The sequence below is a fragment of the Amycolatopsis acidiphila genome (assembly GCF_021391495.1).
Classification (GTDB): Bacteria; Actinomycetota; Actinomycetes; order Mycobacteriales; family Pseudonocardiaceae; genus Amycolatopsis_E; species Amycolatopsis_E acidiphila.
Genome location: NZ_CP090063.1, coordinates 721,953 through 740,527, shown reverse-complemented (window position 1 = coordinate 740,527; position 18,575 = coordinate 721,953). Strand labels below are relative to the sequence as shown.

15 protein-coding genes are annotated in these 18,575 nt (G+C 70.5%); 7 read left to right on the top strand and 8 right to left on the bottom strand.

The window, feature by feature from the left end; all coding sequences use genetic code 11:
- Positions 1-56: 56 nt before the first annotated feature.
- The 7 genes from purH to LWP59_RS03620 all read right to left on the bottom strand — a co-directional run bounded on the left by purH (position 57) and on the right by LWP59_RS03620 (position 8,766).
- Positions 57-1,643 carry a bifunctional phosphoribosylaminoimidazolecarboxamide formyltransferase/IMP cyclohydrolase gene (gene purH / locus LWP59_RS03650; RefSeq protein WP_144646145.1) on the bottom strand — a complete coding sequence of 529 codons (1,587 nt, stop codon included), beginning with the start codon at positions 1,641-1,643 and terminating at the stop codon, positions 57-59.
- A complete protein-coding gene (gene purN / locus LWP59_RS03645) occupies positions 1,607-2,224 on the bottom strand; it encodes a phosphoribosylglycinamide formyltransferase (protein WP_144646149.1) in 618 nt (205 codons plus the stop codon). The genes purH and purN overlap by 37 nt, the downstream gene beginning before the upstream one ends.
- Positions 2,225-2,275: 51 nt before the next feature.
- Complete coding sequence (locus LWP59_RS03640; RefSeq protein ID WP_186383654.1) at positions 2,276-3,688, bottom strand: cell division protein PerM; 1,413 nt, start codon at positions 3,686-3,688, stop codon at positions 2,276-2,278.
- A 173-nt stretch (positions 3,689-3,861) separates the two neighbouring features.
- Complete coding sequence (locus LWP59_RS03635) at positions 3,862-4,578, bottom strand: DUF5336 domain-containing protein (protein ID WP_144646147.1); 717 nt, start codon at positions 4,576-4,578, stop codon at positions 3,862-3,864.
- Positions 4,579-4,799: 221 nt separating this feature from the next.
- On the bottom strand, positions 4,800-5,690 hold the full coding sequence (gene sucD / locus LWP59_RS03630; protein WP_233921972.1) for a succinate--CoA ligase subunit alpha: 891 nt from the start codon (positions 5,688-5,690) through the stop codon (positions 4,800-4,802).
- Positions 5,691-5,694: 4 nt separating this feature from the next.
- Positions 5,695-6,864: an ADP-forming succinate--CoA ligase subunit beta gene (sucC, locus tag LWP59_RS03625; protein WP_233921971.1), complete on the bottom strand. Its 1,170-nt coding sequence runs from the start codon at positions 6,862-6,864 to the stop codon at positions 5,695-5,697.
- 144 nt (positions 6,865-7,008) lie between these two features.
- Complete coding sequence (locus tag LWP59_RS03620; protein WP_144643833.1) at positions 7,009-8,766, bottom strand: hypothetical protein; 1,758 nt, start codon at positions 8,764-8,766, stop codon at positions 7,009-7,011.
- A 473-nt stretch (positions 8,767-9,239) separates the two neighbouring features.
- Between LWP59_RS03620 and LWP59_RS03615 the strand changes: the two genes are divergently transcribed.
- Positions 9,240-9,923, top strand: coding sequence for a M23 family metallopeptidase (locus tag LWP59_RS03615; RefSeq protein WP_144643832.1), 684 nt, complete (start codon positions 9,240-9,242; stop codon positions 9,921-9,923).
- Between the two features lie 837 nt (positions 9,924-10,760).
- Here LWP59_RS03615 and pcrA read toward each other — a convergent pair.
- Positions 10,761-13,139: a DNA helicase PcrA gene (gene pcrA / locus LWP59_RS03610; protein ID WP_144643831.1), complete on the bottom strand. Its 2,379-nt coding sequence runs from the start codon at positions 13,137-13,139 to the stop codon at positions 10,761-10,763.
- A 110-nt stretch (positions 13,140-13,249) separates the two neighbouring features.
- Here pcrA and LWP59_RS03605 point away from each other — a divergent pair, with 110 nt between their 5' ends.
- The 6 genes from LWP59_RS03605 (at position 13,250) to LWP59_RS03580 (ending at position 18,538) form a co-directional block, all read left to right on the top strand.
- Positions 13,250-13,630, top strand: coding sequence for a DUF1707 SHOCT-like domain-containing protein (locus LWP59_RS03605; RefSeq protein ID WP_144643830.1), 381 nt, complete (start codon positions 13,250-13,252; stop codon positions 13,628-13,630).
- 165 nt (positions 13,631-13,795) lie between these two features.
- Entirely contained in the window at positions 13,796-14,098 is a 303-nt protein-coding gene (locus tag LWP59_RS03600; RefSeq protein WP_144643829.1) for a chorismate mutase, read from the top strand.
- Positions 14,099-14,155: 57 nt separating this feature from the next.
- A complete protein-coding gene (locus LWP59_RS03595; protein ID WP_144643828.1) occupies positions 14,156-14,461 on the top strand; it encodes a hypothetical protein in 306 nt (101 codons plus the stop codon).
- Between the two features lie 350 nt (positions 14,462-14,811).
- Entirely contained in the window at positions 14,812-15,885 is a 1,074-nt protein-coding gene (locus tag LWP59_RS03590) for a hypothetical protein (protein WP_144643827.1), read from the top strand.
- A 148-nt stretch (positions 15,886-16,033) separates the two neighbouring features.
- Entirely contained in the window at positions 16,034-16,870 is an 837-nt protein-coding gene (locus LWP59_RS03585; protein ID WP_144643826.1) for a hypothetical protein, read from the top strand.
- A gap of 183 nt (positions 16,871-17,053) precedes the next feature.
- On the top strand, positions 17,054-18,538 hold the full coding sequence (locus LWP59_RS03580) for a serine/threonine-protein kinase (RefSeq protein WP_144643825.1): 1,485 nt from the start codon (positions 17,054-17,056) through the stop codon (positions 18,536-18,538).
- Positions 18,539-18,575: the final 37 nt, after the last annotated feature.

Here is an 18,575-nt window from a genome sequence, read left to right as displayed (position 1 = left end):
CGAAGCGGAGACACGACGGCGCCGCGCGGAAAACCCGCGCGGCGCCAGGGAAAAACTCAGTGCGTGAAGTGGCGGGTACCAGTCAGGTACAGGGTCACGCCGGCCTCCTCGGCAGCGGCGATGACCTCCGGGTCGCGGATCGACCCGCCCGGCTGCACGACCGCCCGCACCCCGGCCTCGAGCAGCACCTCGAGCCCGTCCGGGAACGGGAAGTAGGCATCCGAGGCCCCGACCGAGCCCTTGGCCCGCTCACCGGCCCGCTGCACCGCCAGCCGCGACGAGTCGACCCGGTTGACCTGCCCCATGCCGACCCCGACCGTCGCGCGGCCGTTGGCGAGCAGGATCGCGTTCGACTTCACCGCGCGCAGCGCCCGCCAGGCGAACTCCAGGTCGGCGAGCGTCTCCTCGTCCGCCGCCTCGCCGGTGGCCAGCGTCCAGTTCGCCGGGTCGTCACCGGGGGCGTCGATCCGGTCGACGGTCTGCACGAGCATGCCGCCGGAGATCGGCCGGAACTCGACCGGGTCCGGGTTGCGCAGTTCCGGCAGCCGCAGCAGACGGATGTTCTTCTTGCGCTGCAACACTTCCAGCGCGTCTTCGTCGAAGGACGGGGCGAGCACCACCTCGGTGAACACCTCGGCGATCTGCTCGGCCGCCGCCAGGGTGACCGGCCGGTTGCTGGCGATCACCCCGCCGTACGCGGACACCGGGTCGCACGCGTGCGCCTTCCGGTGCGCCTCCGCGACATCGGCGCCGACCGCGATACCGCACGGGTTGGCGTGCTTGATGATCGCGACCGCGGGCTCGGCGAAGTCCGCGGCGGCCCGGCGCGCGGCATCGGTGTCGACGTAGTTGTTGTAGGACATGGCCTTGCCGTGCAGCTGCTCGGCGTGCGCCAGCCCGTCCCGCCAGTGCGTGTACACCGCGGCCTTCTGGTGCGGGTTCTCCCCGTAGCGCAGGATCTCCCCGCGCTCCCAGGTCGCACCGGTGACGTCCGGGAACCCGGAGTCGTCCGCGGGCGCGTAGACGTTGGCGAACCAGGCGGACACGGCCATGTCATAGGCGGCCGTGTGCGCGTAGGCCTGCGCCGCGAGCCGCTTGCGGTCCTCGAAGTCGAACCCGCCGTCGCGCACGCGCTCCAGCACCCAGTCGTAACGCTTCGGGTCGACGACGACAGCGACGCTGCCGTGGTTCTTCGCCGCCGCGCGAACCATCGCCGGGCCGCCGATGTCGATGTTCTCGACGCAGTCCTCCGGGCTCGCACCGGACGCGACCGTCTCCCGGAACGGGTAGAGGTTCACCACCAGCAGGTCGAACGGCGCGATGTCCAGCTCGCGCAGCTGCTCGACGTGCTCGGGCCGGTCCCGGTCTGCCAGCAGGCCGGCGTGCACGCGCGGGTGCAGCGTCTTCACCCGGCCGTCGAAGGACTCCGGGAACCCGGTGACCTGCTCGACCGGGGTGACCGGCACCCCGGCGTCGGCCAGCGTCCTGGCCGTGCCGCCGGTGGACACGATCTCCACCCCCGCGGCGTGCAGGCCGGTGCCGAGCTCCAGCAGGCCCGCCTTGTCCGAAACACCGATCAGGGCCCGCTTGACCGCCCGCCGTCCAGTCACCGGAAAATCACCTTTCGTCCGTCCACAGTGCATCCTCCCCGGCCCAGCCGCTCCACCACTTCGACGAGCAGTCGCCGCTCGACCACCTTGATCCGTTCGTGCAGCCGGGCCTCGTCGTCGTCGGTCTCGACCACGACGGCCTCCTGCGCGATGATCGGGCCGGTGTCCATTCCCGCGTCCACGAAGTGCACCGTGGACCCGCTCACCTTGACCCCCATGGCCAGTGCGTCGGCCACCGCGTGCATGCCGGGGAACGACGGCAGCAGCGCGGGATGCGTGTTGATCACCCGGTTGGCGAAACGAGCGAGGAAGTCGTTGCCCAGCAGCTTCATGAAGCCCGCGGACACCACGAGATCGGGCTCGTAGGCGCCGACCGCCTCGGCGAGCGCCTTGTCCCAGGCGGCGCGGTCGGGATGGTCGCTCAGCCGCACGCTGAAATGGGGCACGTCCGCGCGTTCGGCCTTGGTCAGCGCTTCGGCACCGGCGCGATCGGTGCCGACGGCGACCACGTCGGCCGGATATCCCGGCCGACGGGTGGCTTCGATGAGTGCCTGCATGAGCGTGCCCGAACCGGACGCGAGCACGACCACCTTCACCGGCGTGGGCAGGTCCAACCGATTGGACTCCAACGCCTCTCCTTCACCCGCGGGTACGTCCACCCCAGCCTAGCTGGGCTGTTCGGGCTCCTCGGAGGTGGGCGGGGACTCCTCGGCGGCGTCGTCGCCTTCGTCTTCTTCGGGCTCTTCGGCCTCTTCCGGCTCGTCGGCTTCGTCGCTCTCGTCGGCTTCTTCAGGCTCCTCGGCCTCGTCGACGTCCTCGAGTTCCGCCGGCTCCTCAAGCTCCTCGGAGTCGTCGAAGTCCTCGGGTTCGGGTTCCTCTACGACGACCGGCGCGGGGACACGATGCGGGCCGGCGAGCCAGGCCACCAGCCCTCCGGGCACGACGATCCAGCCGAACGCGGCCACCGACAGGAGCCCGACCGGCACCGAGACCGGGTTGAAGCTGCCGGCACCGAGCCTGCCGCCCGCGAGCATGCCGAGCAGGACGCAGCCGAACCCGATCAGCGCACCGGCGATGCCGACCGTGCGCAGCCGGGCCCGCGGGTCCTCGTCGCTGTGCCGCAGCGACCAGCCGACGAACACCCCGACCGCTGCGGGCAGCAGCATCAACACCGGCCACCACCGCGCGGCGTGCTCGGGCATCCCCGCGAGCAAGGGCAGCCCGGGCACGTTCCCGCCCTGGTAGGCGAACGGGGTCAGCGAGACCGAACCCAGGGAGAACCCCGGCCCCGCGACGAACGAGAGCGTGGCCACGATGGCGTTGGGCAGGTAGCCAACGGACAGCAGCAGCATGCCGACGCCACTGCCGAACCCGGGAGAGTTGCTCGAGAACAGGGTCGCGGCCGTGTGCACGGAGGCACCGAGACCGACCGTGAACACCAGCGCCCCGACCGCGAACAGGCCCACCATCCCGAGCGCTCCCGCCCGCAGCCCGCGCAGTGCGACCGGGTCCAGGTAGTCACGTGCGGCCGCCGCGATGCCACAACGCCTCGCGACACCCGCCGTCGCGGCCACGGCGGCGACGAACCCGGGCACCAGGAACGCGGTGAGGGGTTCGATGCTGACCCGCACGGTGTCGACGGTGAGCGCGACCGTGATCCCGGCCAGTGCGTGCGTCGCGGCGATGGGCGCCACCACGTTCACCGCCTGCCCCGGCTCGCGATAACGGAGACGGCCGGCGGCGTGCGCGGCCGAACCGGCGACCAGCGCACCGACGCCGACGGTGGCGAGCAGCGGCAGCACTCCCAGGTTGCTGCCCGCGATCGTGACCGGCACCTGATAGGCCGCGAGCAGTCCGGGGGCCGCGGCGCGCAGGACGCCGAGGACGGAGAAGCGCGCGATCGACGCGAGCGCCGTGACCAGCGCGAACAGCGCGACGACGAGGGCATAGCCGGCGATCAGCGGCCCGAACGCGGCCGCGATGACGACCTTCGCGCGTGCCGCGCCGCTCAGCTCACCCGTGTCGCGCAGGTCGTTCACCTCTTCCTCGGCAGGGGAAGGCGGGGTGAGCAACTGCATGCTTCGCACCTTCGCATTTGCACTGCGCCGTCCGGGTGAGGCACGCCGCCCGCGTCACGTGGGCCCCCGCACACGTCACCCGGAGGAGTTATTCCCGTTCAGGATGCCGTGAAGGGCACCGCCACTGTCGTGGTGGTGCCCTTCGGCCTGCTTCTTCGGGTAACCGGCCGGCGTCAGCTCTGCTGACCGAACCCACCGGGCGGGGTACCGGTGCCCGGCTGCTGCTGTTGCTGCTGGGGCCCGGACTCCGGCTGCTGCGGCTGGTAGAACTGGCCGTGCTGCGGGGCGTAGACCGTCGACTGCGGCGCCACCGGCGGGACGAACTGCGTGCCCTGCGGGCCGCCCTGCTGCTCCGGGCCCTGTTGCGGCTGACCGTACGGGCCGGGCTGGCCGTAGGGCGGGTAGGCGGGGCGCTGACCGGTGGCAGGCAGCTTGAGCACGTTGTACTCGAACAGCAGCGCGGCCACCGCGACCAGCAGCTGCAGGATGCCCAGGATCAGGATGACGGTCATGATGCCGGGCGTGTCGGCGCCGGAGGGCACGCGGACGACCGACAGGATCGCGTAGAGCCCGCCGAGCACGCTGAACAGCACCGCGAACGGGAGCGCCTTCGGCCCGCGCGGGAGCATCGAAAGGCCTGCGAGCAGGCCGCCGACCAGCAGGAACAGCAGCGCCTGGTCGGAGCCGGAGGCTTCCTCGGAGAAGCCGATGAAGTAGTTGACGATGCCGAGCACCGCCACGACCAGGGTGAGCACCATGGGCAGGTTGATCGACGACAGGCTGGGCGCTCCCTGCTGCTGCGGGAAGCCACCGGGGCCGGGGGCCTGGGGATTGGGTTGTGCGCCGCCACCCTGCTGGGGGTAACCCGGCCCACCACTGGGGAAGGTCATGCCGTGCTCTCCTGTCGTGTTGCCCGAAAAGGTAGGTGACCGATATGTCCGGAAAACGCTAGCGCACCGGAACGTCCTGGCCACCCCTCGGCTATCCGACGTGCGGCAGTGGCAAACGGTTGCGTCGAGTTGGCTGTGAACCGCAGGCCAGTGCTGCTTCGAACAGTGAAACGGCCGGGCGCCCTTGTGCGGGCGCCCGGCCGTTTCACATCAACCGCAGATCAGTGCAGGTTGTTGTACAGCTCTCGGGCGAGGTCGGCGGTTTCGGAGGGTGTTTTGCCGACTTTGACGCCTGCGGCTTCGAGGGCTTCTTTTTTGGCTTGGGCGGTGCCGGCGGAGCCGGAGACGATGGCGCCGGCGTGGCCCATGGTTTTGCCTTCGGGGGCGGTGAAGCCCGCGACGTATCCGACGACGGGTTTGGTCACGTTCTGGTTGATGTAGGTGGCGGCGCGTTCTTCGGCGTCGCCGCCGATCTCGCCGATCATGACGATGACCTCGGTGTCGGGGTCGTTCTGGAAGGCTTCGAGGGCGTCGATGTGGGTGGTGCCGATGACCGGGTCCCCGCCGATCCCGACCGCGGTGGAGAACCCGATGTCACGTAGTTCGTACATCATCTGGTAGGTCAGGGTGCCGGACTTGGACACCAGGCCGATCTTGCCGGGGCCGGTGATGTCGGCTGGGATGATGCCGGCGTTGGACTTGCCGGGGGAGATGACGCCGGGGCAGTTCGGGCCGATGATGCGGGTGGTGTTGCCCTTCGCCACGGCGTGCGCCCAGAAGTAGGCGGAGTCGTGCACCGGGATGCCCTCGGTGATCACCACGGCCAGCGGGATCTCGGCGTCGATGGCCTCGATCACGGCGTCCTTGGCGAACTTCGGCGGCACGAAAATGACCGACACGTCGGCGCCGGTCTCCTTGATGGCTTCCTCGACCGTGCCGAACACGGTGAGGTCCTTACCGGCGATGGTGACGGTCTGCCCGGCCTTGCGGGCGTTCACCCCGCCGACGATGTTCGCCCCGGCCTGCAGCATCTTGGTCGCGTGTTTGGTGCCCTCGGACCCGGTGATGCCCTGCACGATGATCTTGCTGTGGGAGTCAAGGAAAATCGACATTGTCTTACGCTCCTGCCGCCGCGAGCTCGGCAGCCTTGTCCGCCGCGTTGTCCATGGTGTCCACCTGGGTGACCAGCGGGTGGTTGGCGTCGTTGAGGATCCGGCGGCCTTCGTCGACGTTGTTGCCATCGAGCCGGACGACCAACGGTTTGGTGGCCTCGTCACCCAGGATCTTCAACGCCTCCACAATGCCGGTCGCGACCGCGTCACAAGCGGTGATACCGCCGAACACGTTCACGAACACGCTCTTCACGGCCGGGTCGTTGAGGATGACGTCCAGCCCCGCGGCCATCACCTCCGCCGACGCACCGCCACCGATGTCGAGGAAGTTCGCCGGCTTCACCCCACCATGGCGCTCCCCGGCGTAGGCGACCACATCCAGAGTGGACATCACCAGCCCGGCACCGTTACCGATGATGCCGACCTCACCGTCGAGCTTGACATAGTTGAGGTCCTTCGCCTTGGCCTTGGCCTCCAACGGGTCCTCGGCCTGCTTGTCCACCAACTCCTCGTGCCCCGGGTGGCGGAAGGAAGCGTTCTCATCCAGGGTGACCTTGCCATCCAGGGCGACGATCCTGTCCTGCGGATCGCGGACCAGCGGGTTGACCTCCACCAGAGTGGCGTCCTCGGCGACGAAGGTCTCCCACAGCTTCACCACCGCGTCCGCGGCCCGCTCCTTGATCACCTCAGGGAAGCGGCCCTCGGTCAGGATCTCCAACGCCTTCGCCTTATCCACCCCCGCGATCGGGTCGACCGGGACCTTCGCGAGCGCGTCCGGCCGCTCCACAGCCAACTGCTCGATCTCCATACCCCCCTCGGCCGAGGCCATCGCCAGGAAGGTGCGGTTCGTGCGGTCCAGCAGGAAGGAAAAGTAATACTCCTCCGCAATATCGGACGCCTCGGTCACCAACACACGGCGCGTGATATGGCCCTTGATGTCCAACCCGAGGATGGCATCCGCCTTCTCCCTCGCCTCGACCGGATCCTTGGCCAGCTTCACACCACCAGCCTTACCCCGACCCCCAGTCTTCACCTGAGCCTTCACCACAACCTGACCACCGATCCTCTCGGCAGCAGCCTGCGCTTCTTCCGGGGTACTCGCAACGGCACCGGGCAAAACCGGCACACCATGGGCGGCGAAGAGATCCTTCGCCTGGTACTCGTAGAGGTCCACTACTCCAGTCTCCTGACGACACACGCCACTGTGTTGACCCGGGCGGGGTGAGCCCAGATGCGTGTTGTTGCAAACCATGCTGCCGGACGAGACGACCCTAGCGACCTGGGAAGAAGCGCGGGGCGCCACATCCGGTGAACTCTGTCACCGTATGGATCCAGAGCGTGTTTTGGGGGTGTGAATCGTCCCACGCGGGGCCAGGACCGTCGCGATCGCGAGAGCCACGACACAGCCGAGCGCGAGCCACCAGCCGACGCCGGCGTGGGCCCCGGGGATCTGGTTCCCGGTCAGCGGCAGCTCGAGCAGCCGCAGCGCCGCGAGACACGTTGCGCCGGCGAGGAGCGCGGTCGCTCGTGCGGGCCGGCTCCGCGGCGCGAGGAAACAAGCGCCGAGGACGGTCAGCAGGGCGAGCAGCAGCCCCCACGAGGGCGTGCCGAAGTTCGACCACAGCGCGGGCTCGACGTAGTCCGGCGCCACGATCGACGGCGTGCCGAACCCGCCGATGGCGAGGATGCCGCCTGCGACGAGGGGCGTGATCATGTTCGGCCCCGGTGCCACGTCGGATATTTCTTCGCTGTCATCGCGTTCGACCATGCCCGCGACAACCGAGAAACAGGCCGTCGCGACCGCCGCGGCAACCGCCACGGACGTCCACAGCACGCCCTGCCCGGGTGACAGCCCGGCATCGAGCTCCGTCGCCGTGATCGCGATGGTCAGCACGGCCGTCGCGGCGAGCGGCACGCCCGCCCAGGCGACCGACAGCACTGGACGCACCGTCGGGGCGAGCCCGGGCACGAACATCGCCGCGCCCAGCAGTCCGACGAGCAGCCCGGCGACCAGCAGCAGCCAGCGCGACGGGCTTTCCGGCCCCGGCAGGTCCCCGGGGACGACCACCTGCTCGGTGAACGTGCCCGCGATCGCGGCGAGCATCGTCACCAGGCCCAGCGCGCCGGTGGTCATCCGCAGGCGGGGCGAGCCGGGAAGGCTCGCCTCGCCTGCCTCGTCGTCGGCGACCTCGGCCGGAGTGCTCTCCTGCGGCAGGAAGGCGACGACCACGAATCCGAGCGCCCCGACCAGCACGACGACAGGCCCGGCCGACAGGCCGATGCCGGTGACCGCGAGCCCGGACACCAGCTCGGGCAGCGCGACCGTCGCCGCGGCGAGGCCGAGCCCCAGCAGGCCGCCCGTGCTCAGCCCGCCGGTACCGGAGCTGATCGCGAGCCCGGCCGCCGCGGGTAACGCGAAGGCCAGCAGCAGGCATCCGGTCAGCACCAGGGCGGGCCGTTCGAAGGCGCTGCCCACGGGCATGAACGCGTCGTCACCGGAGAACGGCGCCATCATCACGCCGATCGCGGCGACGCCCGCGGCCACCAGCCCGATCGGCAGCAGCCCGCGCCCGACCGAACCCGGCTCGGGCCGTGACCCGATGGCGCGCACGGCGACCACCCCGGCGGCGATCGTCAAGGCGTGCCCGGCGAGCAGCAACCACAGCCCGGCGCCCGGCCCGGGGAGCGCGAACTCCAGCGGCCGGTACAGCTCGGGCCGGGAGACCGCCGACGGGTCGGCCAGGAACTGCAGGTCGAATACCGCGCGCCCCGGCGCGAGCGCGGCGACCCCGGCCAGCACCCCGACCGCGGCGGCCTGCCGTCCGCGGAGCACGAAGGCGCCCGCCAGCACCATGGGAGCCACCGCGAGCACGATCAGCAGGGGCGCGCTCGCGTAACCGCGGGCGGCGCCGGTCACCACCGGGAGCACGGCTCCCAGCGCCAGTAGCAGGGCCGCGAGAGTGCCGAGAACGAGGGCGGCGAGCAGCGTCGTGGCCGAAGGCACGTCGAGGGCGTCCGGCGAACGCGGATCGGTCCGCGAGAGCCGGTCGGCGACAGTCCAGCGAGTCCGGGTCATTGCCACGGAACGCTAGCAAGGTCCGCCTTGGTTCACCGGTTCAGCCCGGGGCGGCGGTGCCCGCCCCACCTTGGAAGCAAACGTAATCCACCTCACACAAATGGGGTAATCATTCTTCCACGCTCGGTCATCAGTCCTGCTAGAGCGCTTGCGCTGCTCACACGTTCAGCCCAGAAACCGGCGGCATCTTGCCCAGAAGGACCTCCCTTCGTTACTGTCCCCCGGTCCCCATTACGGTCAGGTCACGAAGCGAACATCGAGCCAACCACCCCCGAGGTCGGCTCACCGGGTCCCCGCCCGGGTTCGCGATTTGACTCCCCTGAGTAACGGAAGGCCTCGTCTTGGCTCGACACCGCTCCCCCAGCGGCGAAGCCCCTTCCCCGGAGCTCGATGACGCACTGGACGGTGCGGTCGTCCGTGTCCGGGGTGGACACCGATTTCCGGCGCCGCCGTCGGCCCTGCGTGGCCGGGTCGTGGTCGCCGCTGTCGCCGCGGGCGCTTTCGCCGCCGCAGCGGCAGGTCAGACCCTGCAGTCCTTCGGCTCCACCGACTCCGAGGGCGTGACGCCGCTGGCCAACGCCGCGGACGCCAGCGCCTCGTTCGCCCTGGGTGGTGACGCCCCTGCCGGCGCCCCCGAGCTCGTGCCGGCCGCGCACTACACCGACGCGTCCGCCGAGGTGCAGAAGCTCAACAACAGCCTCCAGGTGACGCAGGATCGCGAAGCGCGCGACGCCGCCGCCGCGAAGACCGCCGCCGAAGAGGCCGCCCGCCCGAAGACCTGCCTGCCCGCGCACGGCACGTTCACCTCCGGCTTCGGTGCCCGGTGGGGCACGACCCACCTCGGCATCGACATCGCCAACTCGATCGGCACGCCGATCTACGCCGCGTCGGACGGCACCGTGATCGACGCCGGGCCGGCCAGCGGTTTCGGCCTGTGGGTGCGGATCCAGCTCGCCGACGGGACCATTCAGGTCTACGGGCACATGAACACCTTCTCCGTGCACGAGGGCCAGAAGGTCAAGTGCGGGCAGCAGATCGCCGAGATCGGCGAGCGCGGCCAGGCGACCGGGCCGCACCTGCACTTCGAGGTGTGGCAGAACGGGACGAAGAAGATCGACCCGCGGCCGTGGCTCGCCGCGCGAGGCGTGTACGTGTAGGGAAGTCCCGTCTGGAGGGTGTCGCGCGCAGCGTCTCAGGCGTGCGGAGACAGCCTCGCTGTCTGGCGGCGGGTGGGGTCTCAGGCCCCCGGCGTCCGGCAGCGTGCGGGTATCCGGCGGAGACCCGTGTTCGTGGCGCGAGGCGTGCGCCTGTAGGGAAGTCCCGCGTGGAGGCTGCCGTGGGCGGCTTCTCATGCGCGCGGAGGCGGCCTCTCCGACGTCTGGGGGAGCCTGGCGCCCGACGCGATGCGACCGCACACCGGAAACCGCTTTCAACACCCGTGCGCCAAGGCGCAGGAGCCGGCGCCAGGGCGAGCGTGACTCGATGATCGCTGGCATGGGAACCCCTCCTCCTGGTCGAACTCGTGTTCGAGATCAGGTATAGCGGAGGGGTCCGACAATTTTCGGGCTCAGGTGCTCACGGACGCGTTCAGGTGGCTGGATCCGTGGACCAGGAGCAAAAAGAACGCCTCGGTGCCTCATGACAGGCCGGGGCGCTCCGCGGGAACCGGAAGCCGTTGCGGCCGAGGTGCTCCGCGCAACTGGCGCCGGAACAGAAGCCGCTACAGCGCTCCGCGGGAACCGGAAAGCCGCAACCCAAAACCGCTGCGGCCGAGGCGCTCCGCCGGAACCGGTGCCGGAACGGAAGCCGCCACAGCCGAGTCGCTCCGCGGGAACCGGAAAGCCGCAACCGGAACCGGCTACAGCCGAGGCGCTCCGCCGGAACGGAACCCGCCACCGCCGGGGTGCCCCGCCGGAAGCCGGAACCCGCCACCACCGGCGGGGCGCCCCGCCGGGGACGCTCCCCGCCACAACCGGCGCCGCAACCGGAACCCGCTACAGCTTCACCATCGGGACGCTGCCGATCAGCATCAGCTTCACCTTGCCCGCCGCGCCGAAGTCGATCGTCGCCGTGGCTCGGGGGCCTTCGCCCTGGGCTTCGACCACCGTGCCGAGGCCGTACTTGTCGTGGCTGACCCTGTCCCCGACATCGAGCTTCAGCGCCACCGTGTTCTGCCAGCCCTTGGTCGGCGCCGGACGTGTGGAAGCCGAGTCACCGCCGAACGACCGGCGGCCCCACGTGGTAGCCGCCCGTGGCGAGCCGTACGAGCCCGCGGACGACACCGGCTCCTCACGACGCCAGTCGATCAGCTCTGCCGGGATCTCGTCGAAGAACCGCGAAGCCGGGTTGGTCATCGGCTGCCCCCACGCCGAGCGCGTGATCGCCCTCGACAGGTACAGCCGCTCCCGCGCCCTGGTGATCGCCACGTACGCCAGGCGCCGCTCCTCGGCCAGCTCCGCCGGCTCGCCCAGCGCCCGCATGTGCGGGAAGACACCGTCCTCCCACCCGGTGCAGAACACCACCGGATACTCCAGGCCCTTCGCCGTGTGCACGGTCATCAACGTGACCACGCCGGCGTCCTCCTCCTCGTCCTCGCCGTCGGGCGACGGGATCGAGTCCGCGTCCGCCACCAGCGACACGCGCTCCAGGAACGCCGGCAACGAACCGGGCTCCGGCGCCCCAGCGTCCACGTCCTCGGACGGGGGCAGCTCCGCCGCCGCCTCGGTGAACTCACGCGCGACGGTCACGAGCTCCGTCAGGTTCTCCACCCGGGACGCGTCCTGCGGGTCGTCCGACTCCTCCAGCTCCGCCCGGTAGCCCGTGCGGTCCAGCACCGCCTCCAGGACGTCGGCCACCTCGGTGCCCTCGTCGGCCAGCTCGCGCAGGCCGTCCAGCAGCTCGACGAACCCGGTGATCGCCTTCGCCGACCGCGGGTTGAGCAGCGTGACCTTGCCCTCGACCGCCTCCCGCAGCGCCGCGTTGAACGAGATCCGCTCGCGCTCTGCGTGCGTGGCGATGACGGCCTCCGCCCTGTCCCCGATACCGCGCTTGGGCACGTTCAGGATCCGGCGCAGGCTCACCGTGTCCTCGGAGTTGGCGATGACCCGCAGGTACGCCAGCATGTCCCGCACCTCGCGCCGCTCGTAGAAGCGGACCCCGCCGACCACCCGGTACGGCAGGCCGAGCCGGATGAAGATCTCCTCGAACACCCGCGACTGGTTGTTGGTGCGGTAGAACACGGCCACGTCCGAGTACTGGGCCTCGCCCTTGTCGGCCAGCGCGTCGATCTCGCCCGCGACGAACGCGGCCTCGTCGTGCTCGTTGTCCGCGACGTAGCCACCGATGCGCTCGCCGTCGCCCGAGTCCGTCCACAGCCGCTTGTCGCGCCGGTTCGGGTTCCGCGAGATGACCGCGTTCGCGGCCGACAGGATGGTCTGCGTGGACCGGTAGTTCTGCTCCAGCAGGATCGTGCGGGCGTTGGGGAAGTCCCGCTCGAACTCCTCGATGTTGCGGATCGTGGCGCCGCGGAAGGCGTAGATCGACTGGTCCGCGTCACCCACCACGCACAGCTCGGCGGGCTCGACGCCGGACTCGCTGCGCTCGGTGCCCACCAGCTCGCGGACCAGCGTGTACTGCGCGTGGTTGGTGTCCTGGTACTCGTCGACCAGCACGTGCCGGAACCGGCGCCGGTAATGCTCGGCCACGTCAGGGAAGACCTGCAGCAGCTCGACCGTGCGCATGATCAGGTCGTCGAAGTCCATCGCGTTGGCCAGCGACAGCCGCCGCTGGTACTCCGCGTACACCTCGGCGACCCGGCGCTCCAGGTCGTTGGTCGCCTTGTCCTTCGCGCCCTCGGCGTCGACCAGTTCGTTCTTCAGGTTCGAGATGTGCACCGCGAGCGTGCGGGCCGGGTAACGCTTCGGGTCGATGTCCAGGTCCCTGGCCACCAGCGTGATCAGGCGCTTGGTGTCGTCGGAGTCGTAGATGGAGAAGTTCGAGGACATGCCCAGCGTCTTGGCCTCGCGCCGGAGCAACCGCACGCACATCGAGTGGAACGTGGAGACCCACATCGCGTTGGCGCGGCGGCCAACCAGCTCGCCGACCCTGTCCCGCATCTCGGCGGCGGCCTTGTTCGTGAAGGTGATGGCCACGATCTGCCCCGGCTGGGCGCCGCGCTGGGCGAGCAGCCAGGCGATCCGCCGGGTCAGCACCCTCGTCTTGCCCGAACCGGCACCCGCCACGACCAGCAGCGGAACTCCGGCGTGGGTCACCGCGTCGCGCTGGGCCGGGTTCAGGTCCGCGAGCAGGTCGGCATGGCGGCCGGTGGGGGCGGCCGCGGGCTTTTCGGCAGGGAGATCGAAGAGGGTGCTCATCGGGGATCCACGCTACTCGGGGGCACCGACGGTCTACCGCACAGGACGTAGCCGGGAATGTCGCCCGGCAGCCGATGCCGCGCCTTCCTCCGGCGCGGAAGATCGGGTCCATGACCACCCAAACCCGGATCCGCGCCTCGGACACCGAGCGCGAGCGGATCGCCGCCCGTGTCCAGCAAGCCAGTGCCGAGGGCCGTCTCACCCTCGCTGAAACAGAACAACGCCTCGGCGACGTCTATGCCGCAACCTACGTCGACGAGCTGGCCGGCTTCGTGGCCGACCTGCCCGCCGCACCCGTGCCGCAGCGGCGCTTCCCGCCCCCGCTGCGCGTGCACGCCGCCGTCGTCGCGCTCCTCGGGGCGCTGCTGGTCGTGGCGTGGGCCGCGTCGGGCGCACCGTTCTTCTGGCCGGTCGTGCCGCTGTTCTGGCTCACGATGAGCCTCGTCGGGCACGCGGGACTGCGGTACCGGCGGTCGGTTGTGCAATACTGACCGTATGCGGCACCACGCGTACCGATTTTTCTACGGGACCCGGACTCCGGCTCCCGTGATCGCGTAGTGTCCGACCGCAATCACCGCCAAGCCCCGGAGTCCACGGACCCGGGGCTTTCGTCGGCTCTGGGACCAGGTGGGAGTCCGGACCGACCGGAGGTCCAGATGAACGCACAGACACACGAAACGCCAGATCAGGTCTCCTCCGCGGAGCCGGTCGCCTCGGCCGAGGAGATCGGCGAGCTGCGCAAGGAGATCGACTGGCTGGACGCCGAGATCCTGCGCCTCGTCAAACGCCGGGTCGAGGTCTCCCAGACCATCGGTCGCGCCCGGATGGCCGCCGGCGGCACCCGGATCGTCTACAACCGCGAGATGGACGTGCTGGCGCGCTACCGCGACCTCGGCCCGGACGGCAGGCAGCTGGCGATGGCGCTGCTCAACCTGGGCCGCGGGCGTCTGGGCCGCTGAATAATTTCAGGGTGTTTCCCCGACCCCGGACGGGCCGCACGCGGGCACACTGGAGACATGATTAATTTCATCGCGGTCGTGATCGCGATAGCCAGTGTGCTCGCCGCGCTCGGCCATGTCGGCTATCTGGCGCTGCTCAACAACGCGGCGAACAAGCGGGCCGGGGGCACCCCGGTCGCCGAGTACGTCCGTAGCCGGTGGGCGGTCGCCGGCGGCACCACCGCCGCGTCGTTGCTCGCCTGGTTGTTCACGGCCGGGGGAACCGGGATGGACATCATCGCCATCCTCGTCGCCGCCGGTAGTGGCGCGGTAGCCGTCAAGGCGCTGCAGTCGACCCAGGCGAAGTACCGCAGCGGCGGCTGAACACCGCGAACTACCGCGGTTACACACTGCAAGTCGCACTTTCTCGCGCGGCTTAACCCCGACAGGGTGAACTTGGGAGCCCGTGCTCCCGTTGCCGACGAAGCCTTTTACCCTTGGGGGGTGGACGTTCGCACGATCAAGGGCACTCGCGCGCCAACTCGGCGTGCGCGTGCAGATGAACGTGCATCTTCACGTGTGCAGGTTGCTCCGTTCGGCTTAACCGCCCTCCCGGCGACGTCACGCGGCACGGGGAGAGGGGTCCACCCGGCATGACAGGTGGGGCCGATTCGACCGAACAGCTTCCTCTCACAACCGGCAGGCACCGGCGCGGCGCGGGCACCTGGACACCCATGGTGCCCCCGCGCCCGGCCGCCGGCCGGCACTCCTCGTTCGCGCCGGGGCCGTTGGATCCGCCGGCCCGCGGTTCGCTTCCGCTGATCTCCCAGATCCTCGAAGAGGGCACCCCCGCGTTCCCCGCCGCCCGCGGCGAACTGCCCGTGCCACCGTCCGCCCCGGCGCCGCGCGCGAAGCCGCCACGGCGGACGAAGGTCAAGCTGACCCCGCCGACCTGCCACGACGAGAACGGCGAGGACGACGACGTGCGCGTGTACATCGCGCCGCCGGAGACCGGGCTGGGCTCGTTCGACCTCGGCAGCGTCCCCGCGTCGGTCACCCCGCCCCGCACCTGGCGCAAGGCCGCGTGGTTCGCCACCGCCTCCTCCGGCGGCGTCGTCGTCGCGCTGCTGTTCGCCGGGTCCGCGCTCGTCGGCAAGCCCGCGCCCGACCAGGCCGGTGACGCCTGGATCCCCGGGCTCGGCGGCGGCCTGCCCACGGTCGAGGGCGAGCGCGTCGTGCCCGGCCCGGCCGGCCGCTCCAGCGACACGGTCACCAGCGGGCGGCACGCGGCGCCCGACCCCAGCACCTCGAGCGACCCCTCCCGCCGTCCCGACAGCCTCCGCGCTCCCGACGGCACGACCACCGAAGGCACCGCCGGCACCACGATCGTCCCGACGGACAGCACCGGCAGCGGCCCCAGCTCGGCACCGACGCCCACGACGACGCCGATCCCGGCCAAGCCGCAGCCCACCCCGGCGCCGTACGACGCCGACCCGTGGCGCTTCCAGTTCGCCGAGGCCGACCCGCAGACGCTGGCCAAGGACTCGCAGACCTTCCTGGACTCCGTCACCGAGGATCCGCAGGCCGCGTACGCGATGACCACCGGTGAGCTGCAGCAGGAAGGCACCCAGGGCCTCGAACGCAAGTACGCCGACGTAGCCTATTTCCAGGTCGAGCACGTACAGGTGCACCAGTACGACGGCAAGACGGTCTGCACGGTGAAGCTGGTCCGCAAGAACGGCTCCGCGAGCACCGAGCAGCGCACGCTGACCTTCCAGCGCGGCAAGATCGCCAGCGACGGCTCCTGATCCCTCGCGCGGTCGTTGCTCCGGTTGGGTGACGTTACTGCCGTTCGTCGTGTCCTGGTGGCTGTCCACCGATCGAGGGTGGCCGGTAACGACTCGCCACGGTTCGCTGATGAACGAACAGACAACACGATCAACCGGGACAGAGGCCATGAGAGTCGTGCACGATCGGCGGCGGTACCGGCAGACGCCGGACGCCCTCACCGTCGAGGACCTCCTGTCGGCACAGGAGCTCGACTTCGAGCTGGTCGAAGACACCTACCTCACCGAACCGGCGCACGAGCCGAGCAAGTTCCTGCCGCCGCCCCGGGTGCGCGCCAAGGGCACCGTCGTGCCCACGCGCGAGCCGGAGAGCACGCTGTCGAAGGTGGCGAAGCTCGCCGGTCTCACGACTGCCGCGTCGCTGCTGGTCGGCGCCGTCGTCGCGTCCTCGATGCTGACCCGGGAGCGGCCCGACAAGGCGGGCGAAGCGAGCCCTGCTCCCCCGCAGATCACCGGTGCCGCCGCGCTCGGCGGTTTCGTGCCCAACGCCACCGACGTCGCGCGCCAGGGCCAGACCGGGGCATCGGCGCCCAGCGCCGTCGCGACCTCCCAGGTCCCGGTCGCCCAGACCCAGCCCGCCGGCGGCGACGCCGCCGTGGCGGGCCAGACCACCACCTCGACCCAGGCACAGGCCACCGACAACGAGAAGGTGGCCTTGGTCAAACAGTTCTACCAGCGCATGACGCAACGTCCGGAGGACGCGCTGGCCATGCTCACCCCGGACCTGGCCGGGGACGAACCCGGCGACCTGGTCCGGGCGTGGAGCTCGATGGCCGAGGTGGACGTGGACGAGGTCGTGGTGCAGTCGGACGGCACGGTGCGCGCGGTGGTCACCATGCTTCAGCAGGACGGCACCCGGCTGCGGGTCACGCAGGTGCTCAGCCTGACCAAGGGCAAGAGCGCTGTCATCTCGCGGGCGGTGCTGCTGTCCGCGGAGCAGCTCTAGCTTCGCCATAGCAGGCAACCTCGAATCGCCCCGAAGCGTGCCGAGTGTATGTGCGCAGAGTGAGCGCCCTAGCCTTGTCACGAGCTCGACTCGGCTGAACCGGCCTGCGGGCCGCGATATGTGCATACGCTCCGGGCGTGCGGCCACGGGTCGCGCCCTGCAAGCAGCCCCGAAGGAGGTCGCGTGAGCGACGAGGGTCGCCTGGTCGCCGGCCGGTACCGTGTGGTCCGGCGGATCGGCACCGGTGCCATGGGCGCGGTCTGGCAGGCGCACGACGAGGTGCTCGCACGCACCGTCGCGATCAAGCAGCTCCTGCTCCAGCCCGGTCTCGACCAGCACGAGGCCGAGGACGCCAAGCAACGCACCATGCGTGAGGGCCGGATCGCGGCCCGGCTGCACCACCCCAACGCGATCACGGTGTTCGACGTCGTCACCGACGACAACGACCATCCGTGCCTGGTGATGGAGTACCTGCAGTCCACGAGCCTGGCCGAGGTGCTGCGCGACCGGAAGACGCTGCCACCGCAGGAGGTGGCGCGGATCGGCGCGCAGATCGCGGCGGCGCTCAAGGAGGCGCACGCGGTCGGCATCGTGCACCGCGACATCAAGCCCGGCAACATCCTGCTCGCCGACAGCGGGCTGGTGAAGATCACCGACTTCGGCATCTCCCGCGCCAAGGACGACGTCACGGTCACCAAGACCGGGATGATCGCCGGCACGCCCGCCTACCTGGCGCCCGAGGTGGCGATCGGCGGCGAGCCCGGCCCCGAGGCCGACGTGTTCTCGCTCGGTTCGACGCTGTACGCGGCCTGTGAGGGCCAGCCCCCGTTCGGCCTCAGCGAGAACACGCTGAGCCTGCTGCACGCGGTGGCCGCCGGGCAGATCAACCCGCCCCGGCAGTCCGGCCCGCTGGCGAGCGTGCTCGCGGTCCTGCTGCACCCCGAGGTGAGCCACCGGCCGACCGCCGCCGAGGCGGAGGAGCTGCTGGACGCGGTCGGTCGCGGCGAGACCCCGCTGGGCGGGCCGGCCGACCCGACGCAGATCGCCTCCCCTGGAATGCTCGGCGCGGCCGCGGCGGGTGCGGCGGCCGGAGCGGGTGCCACGCGGGCGTTCAGCGGGAGCCTCGGCAACAACCGGCCGGACGACTTCTACGACGACTACGAGGACGACTACGCCGACGACGGCACCACCGCGGCGTACCCGACCGAGGACTACGACGGTCGCACCCGTGCCGTCCCGGCCGGTTACGCGGGGTACGACGACGAGGACCCGGCCGCGACGGCCGAGGACGAGGACGAGAAGCCCGGGAAGTGGAAGGTGCCGGCCGCGATCGGCGGCGTCGTCGTGATCGGGCTGATCGCACTGGGCGTCTGGCTGTTCAACGGGCCGGACAGGGGCAGCAGCAACATCACCGACAACCAGCCCGTCGTGCCGCCGCCCGCGACCACCAGCTCGTTGGTGCAGACGACGGAGAGCGCCACGGAGACCGGGAGCACGGAGTCCAGCGTGACGAGGTCGACGAGGAGCTCCTCCAGGCGAAGCAGCGCGGTCGAGGAAACGACGGAGAACTCGGCGAGCAGCTCGAGGCGGTCGACGCCGAGTTCGCCGAGTTCGAAGCCGAGCTCGCCGCCGCCCAGCGATACGGCATCACCGACCGGGACTCCGTAAGTTCTCAGGCTGGATCAGTAGGGTGGACGGTAACTAT

Bases quoted from the DNA above. Each gene is read 5' to 3' on its own strand.
- purH (WP_144646145.1), bottom strand. From the start codon at position 1,643: ATGCACTGTGGACGGACGAAAGGTGATTTTCCGGTGACTGGACGGCGG.
- LWP59_RS03640 (WP_186383654.1), bottom strand. From the start codon at position 3,688: ATGCAGTTGCTCACCCCGCCTTCCCCTGCCGAGGAAGAGGTGAACGAC.
- LWP59_RS03635 (WP_144646147.1), bottom strand. From the start codon at position 4,578: ATGACCTTCCCCAGTGGTGGGCCGGGTTACCCCCAGCAGGGTGGCGGC.
- sucD (WP_233921972.1), bottom strand. From the start codon at position 5,690: ATGTCGATTTTCCTTGACTCCCACAGCAAGATCATCGTGCAGGGCATC.
- LWP59_RS03620 (WP_144643833.1), bottom strand. From the start codon at position 8,766: ATGACCCGGACTCGCTGGACTGTCGCCGACCGGCTCTCGCGGACCGAT.
- pcrA (WP_144643831.1), bottom strand. From the start codon at position 13,139: ATGAGCACCCTCTTCGATCTCCCTGCCGAAAAGCCCGCGGCCGCCCCC.
- LWP59_RS03605 (WP_144643830.1), top strand. From the start codon at position 13,250: ATGACCACCCAAACCCGGATCCGCGCCTCGGACACCGAGCGCGAGCGG.
- LWP59_RS03600 (WP_144643829.1), top strand. From the start codon at position 13,796: ATGAACGCACAGACACACGAAACGCCAGATCAGGTCTCCTCCGCGGAG.
- LWP59_RS03595 (WP_144643828.1), top strand. From the start codon at position 14,156: ATGATTAATTTCATCGCGGTCGTGATCGCGATAGCCAGTGTGCTCGCC.
- LWP59_RS03590 (WP_144643827.1), top strand. From the start codon at position 14,812: ATGGTGCCCCCGCGCCCGGCCGCCGGCCGGCACTCCTCGTTCGCGCCG.
- LWP59_RS03585 (WP_144643826.1), top strand. From the start codon at position 16,034: ATGAGAGTCGTGCACGATCGGCGGCGGTACCGGCAGACGCCGGACGCC.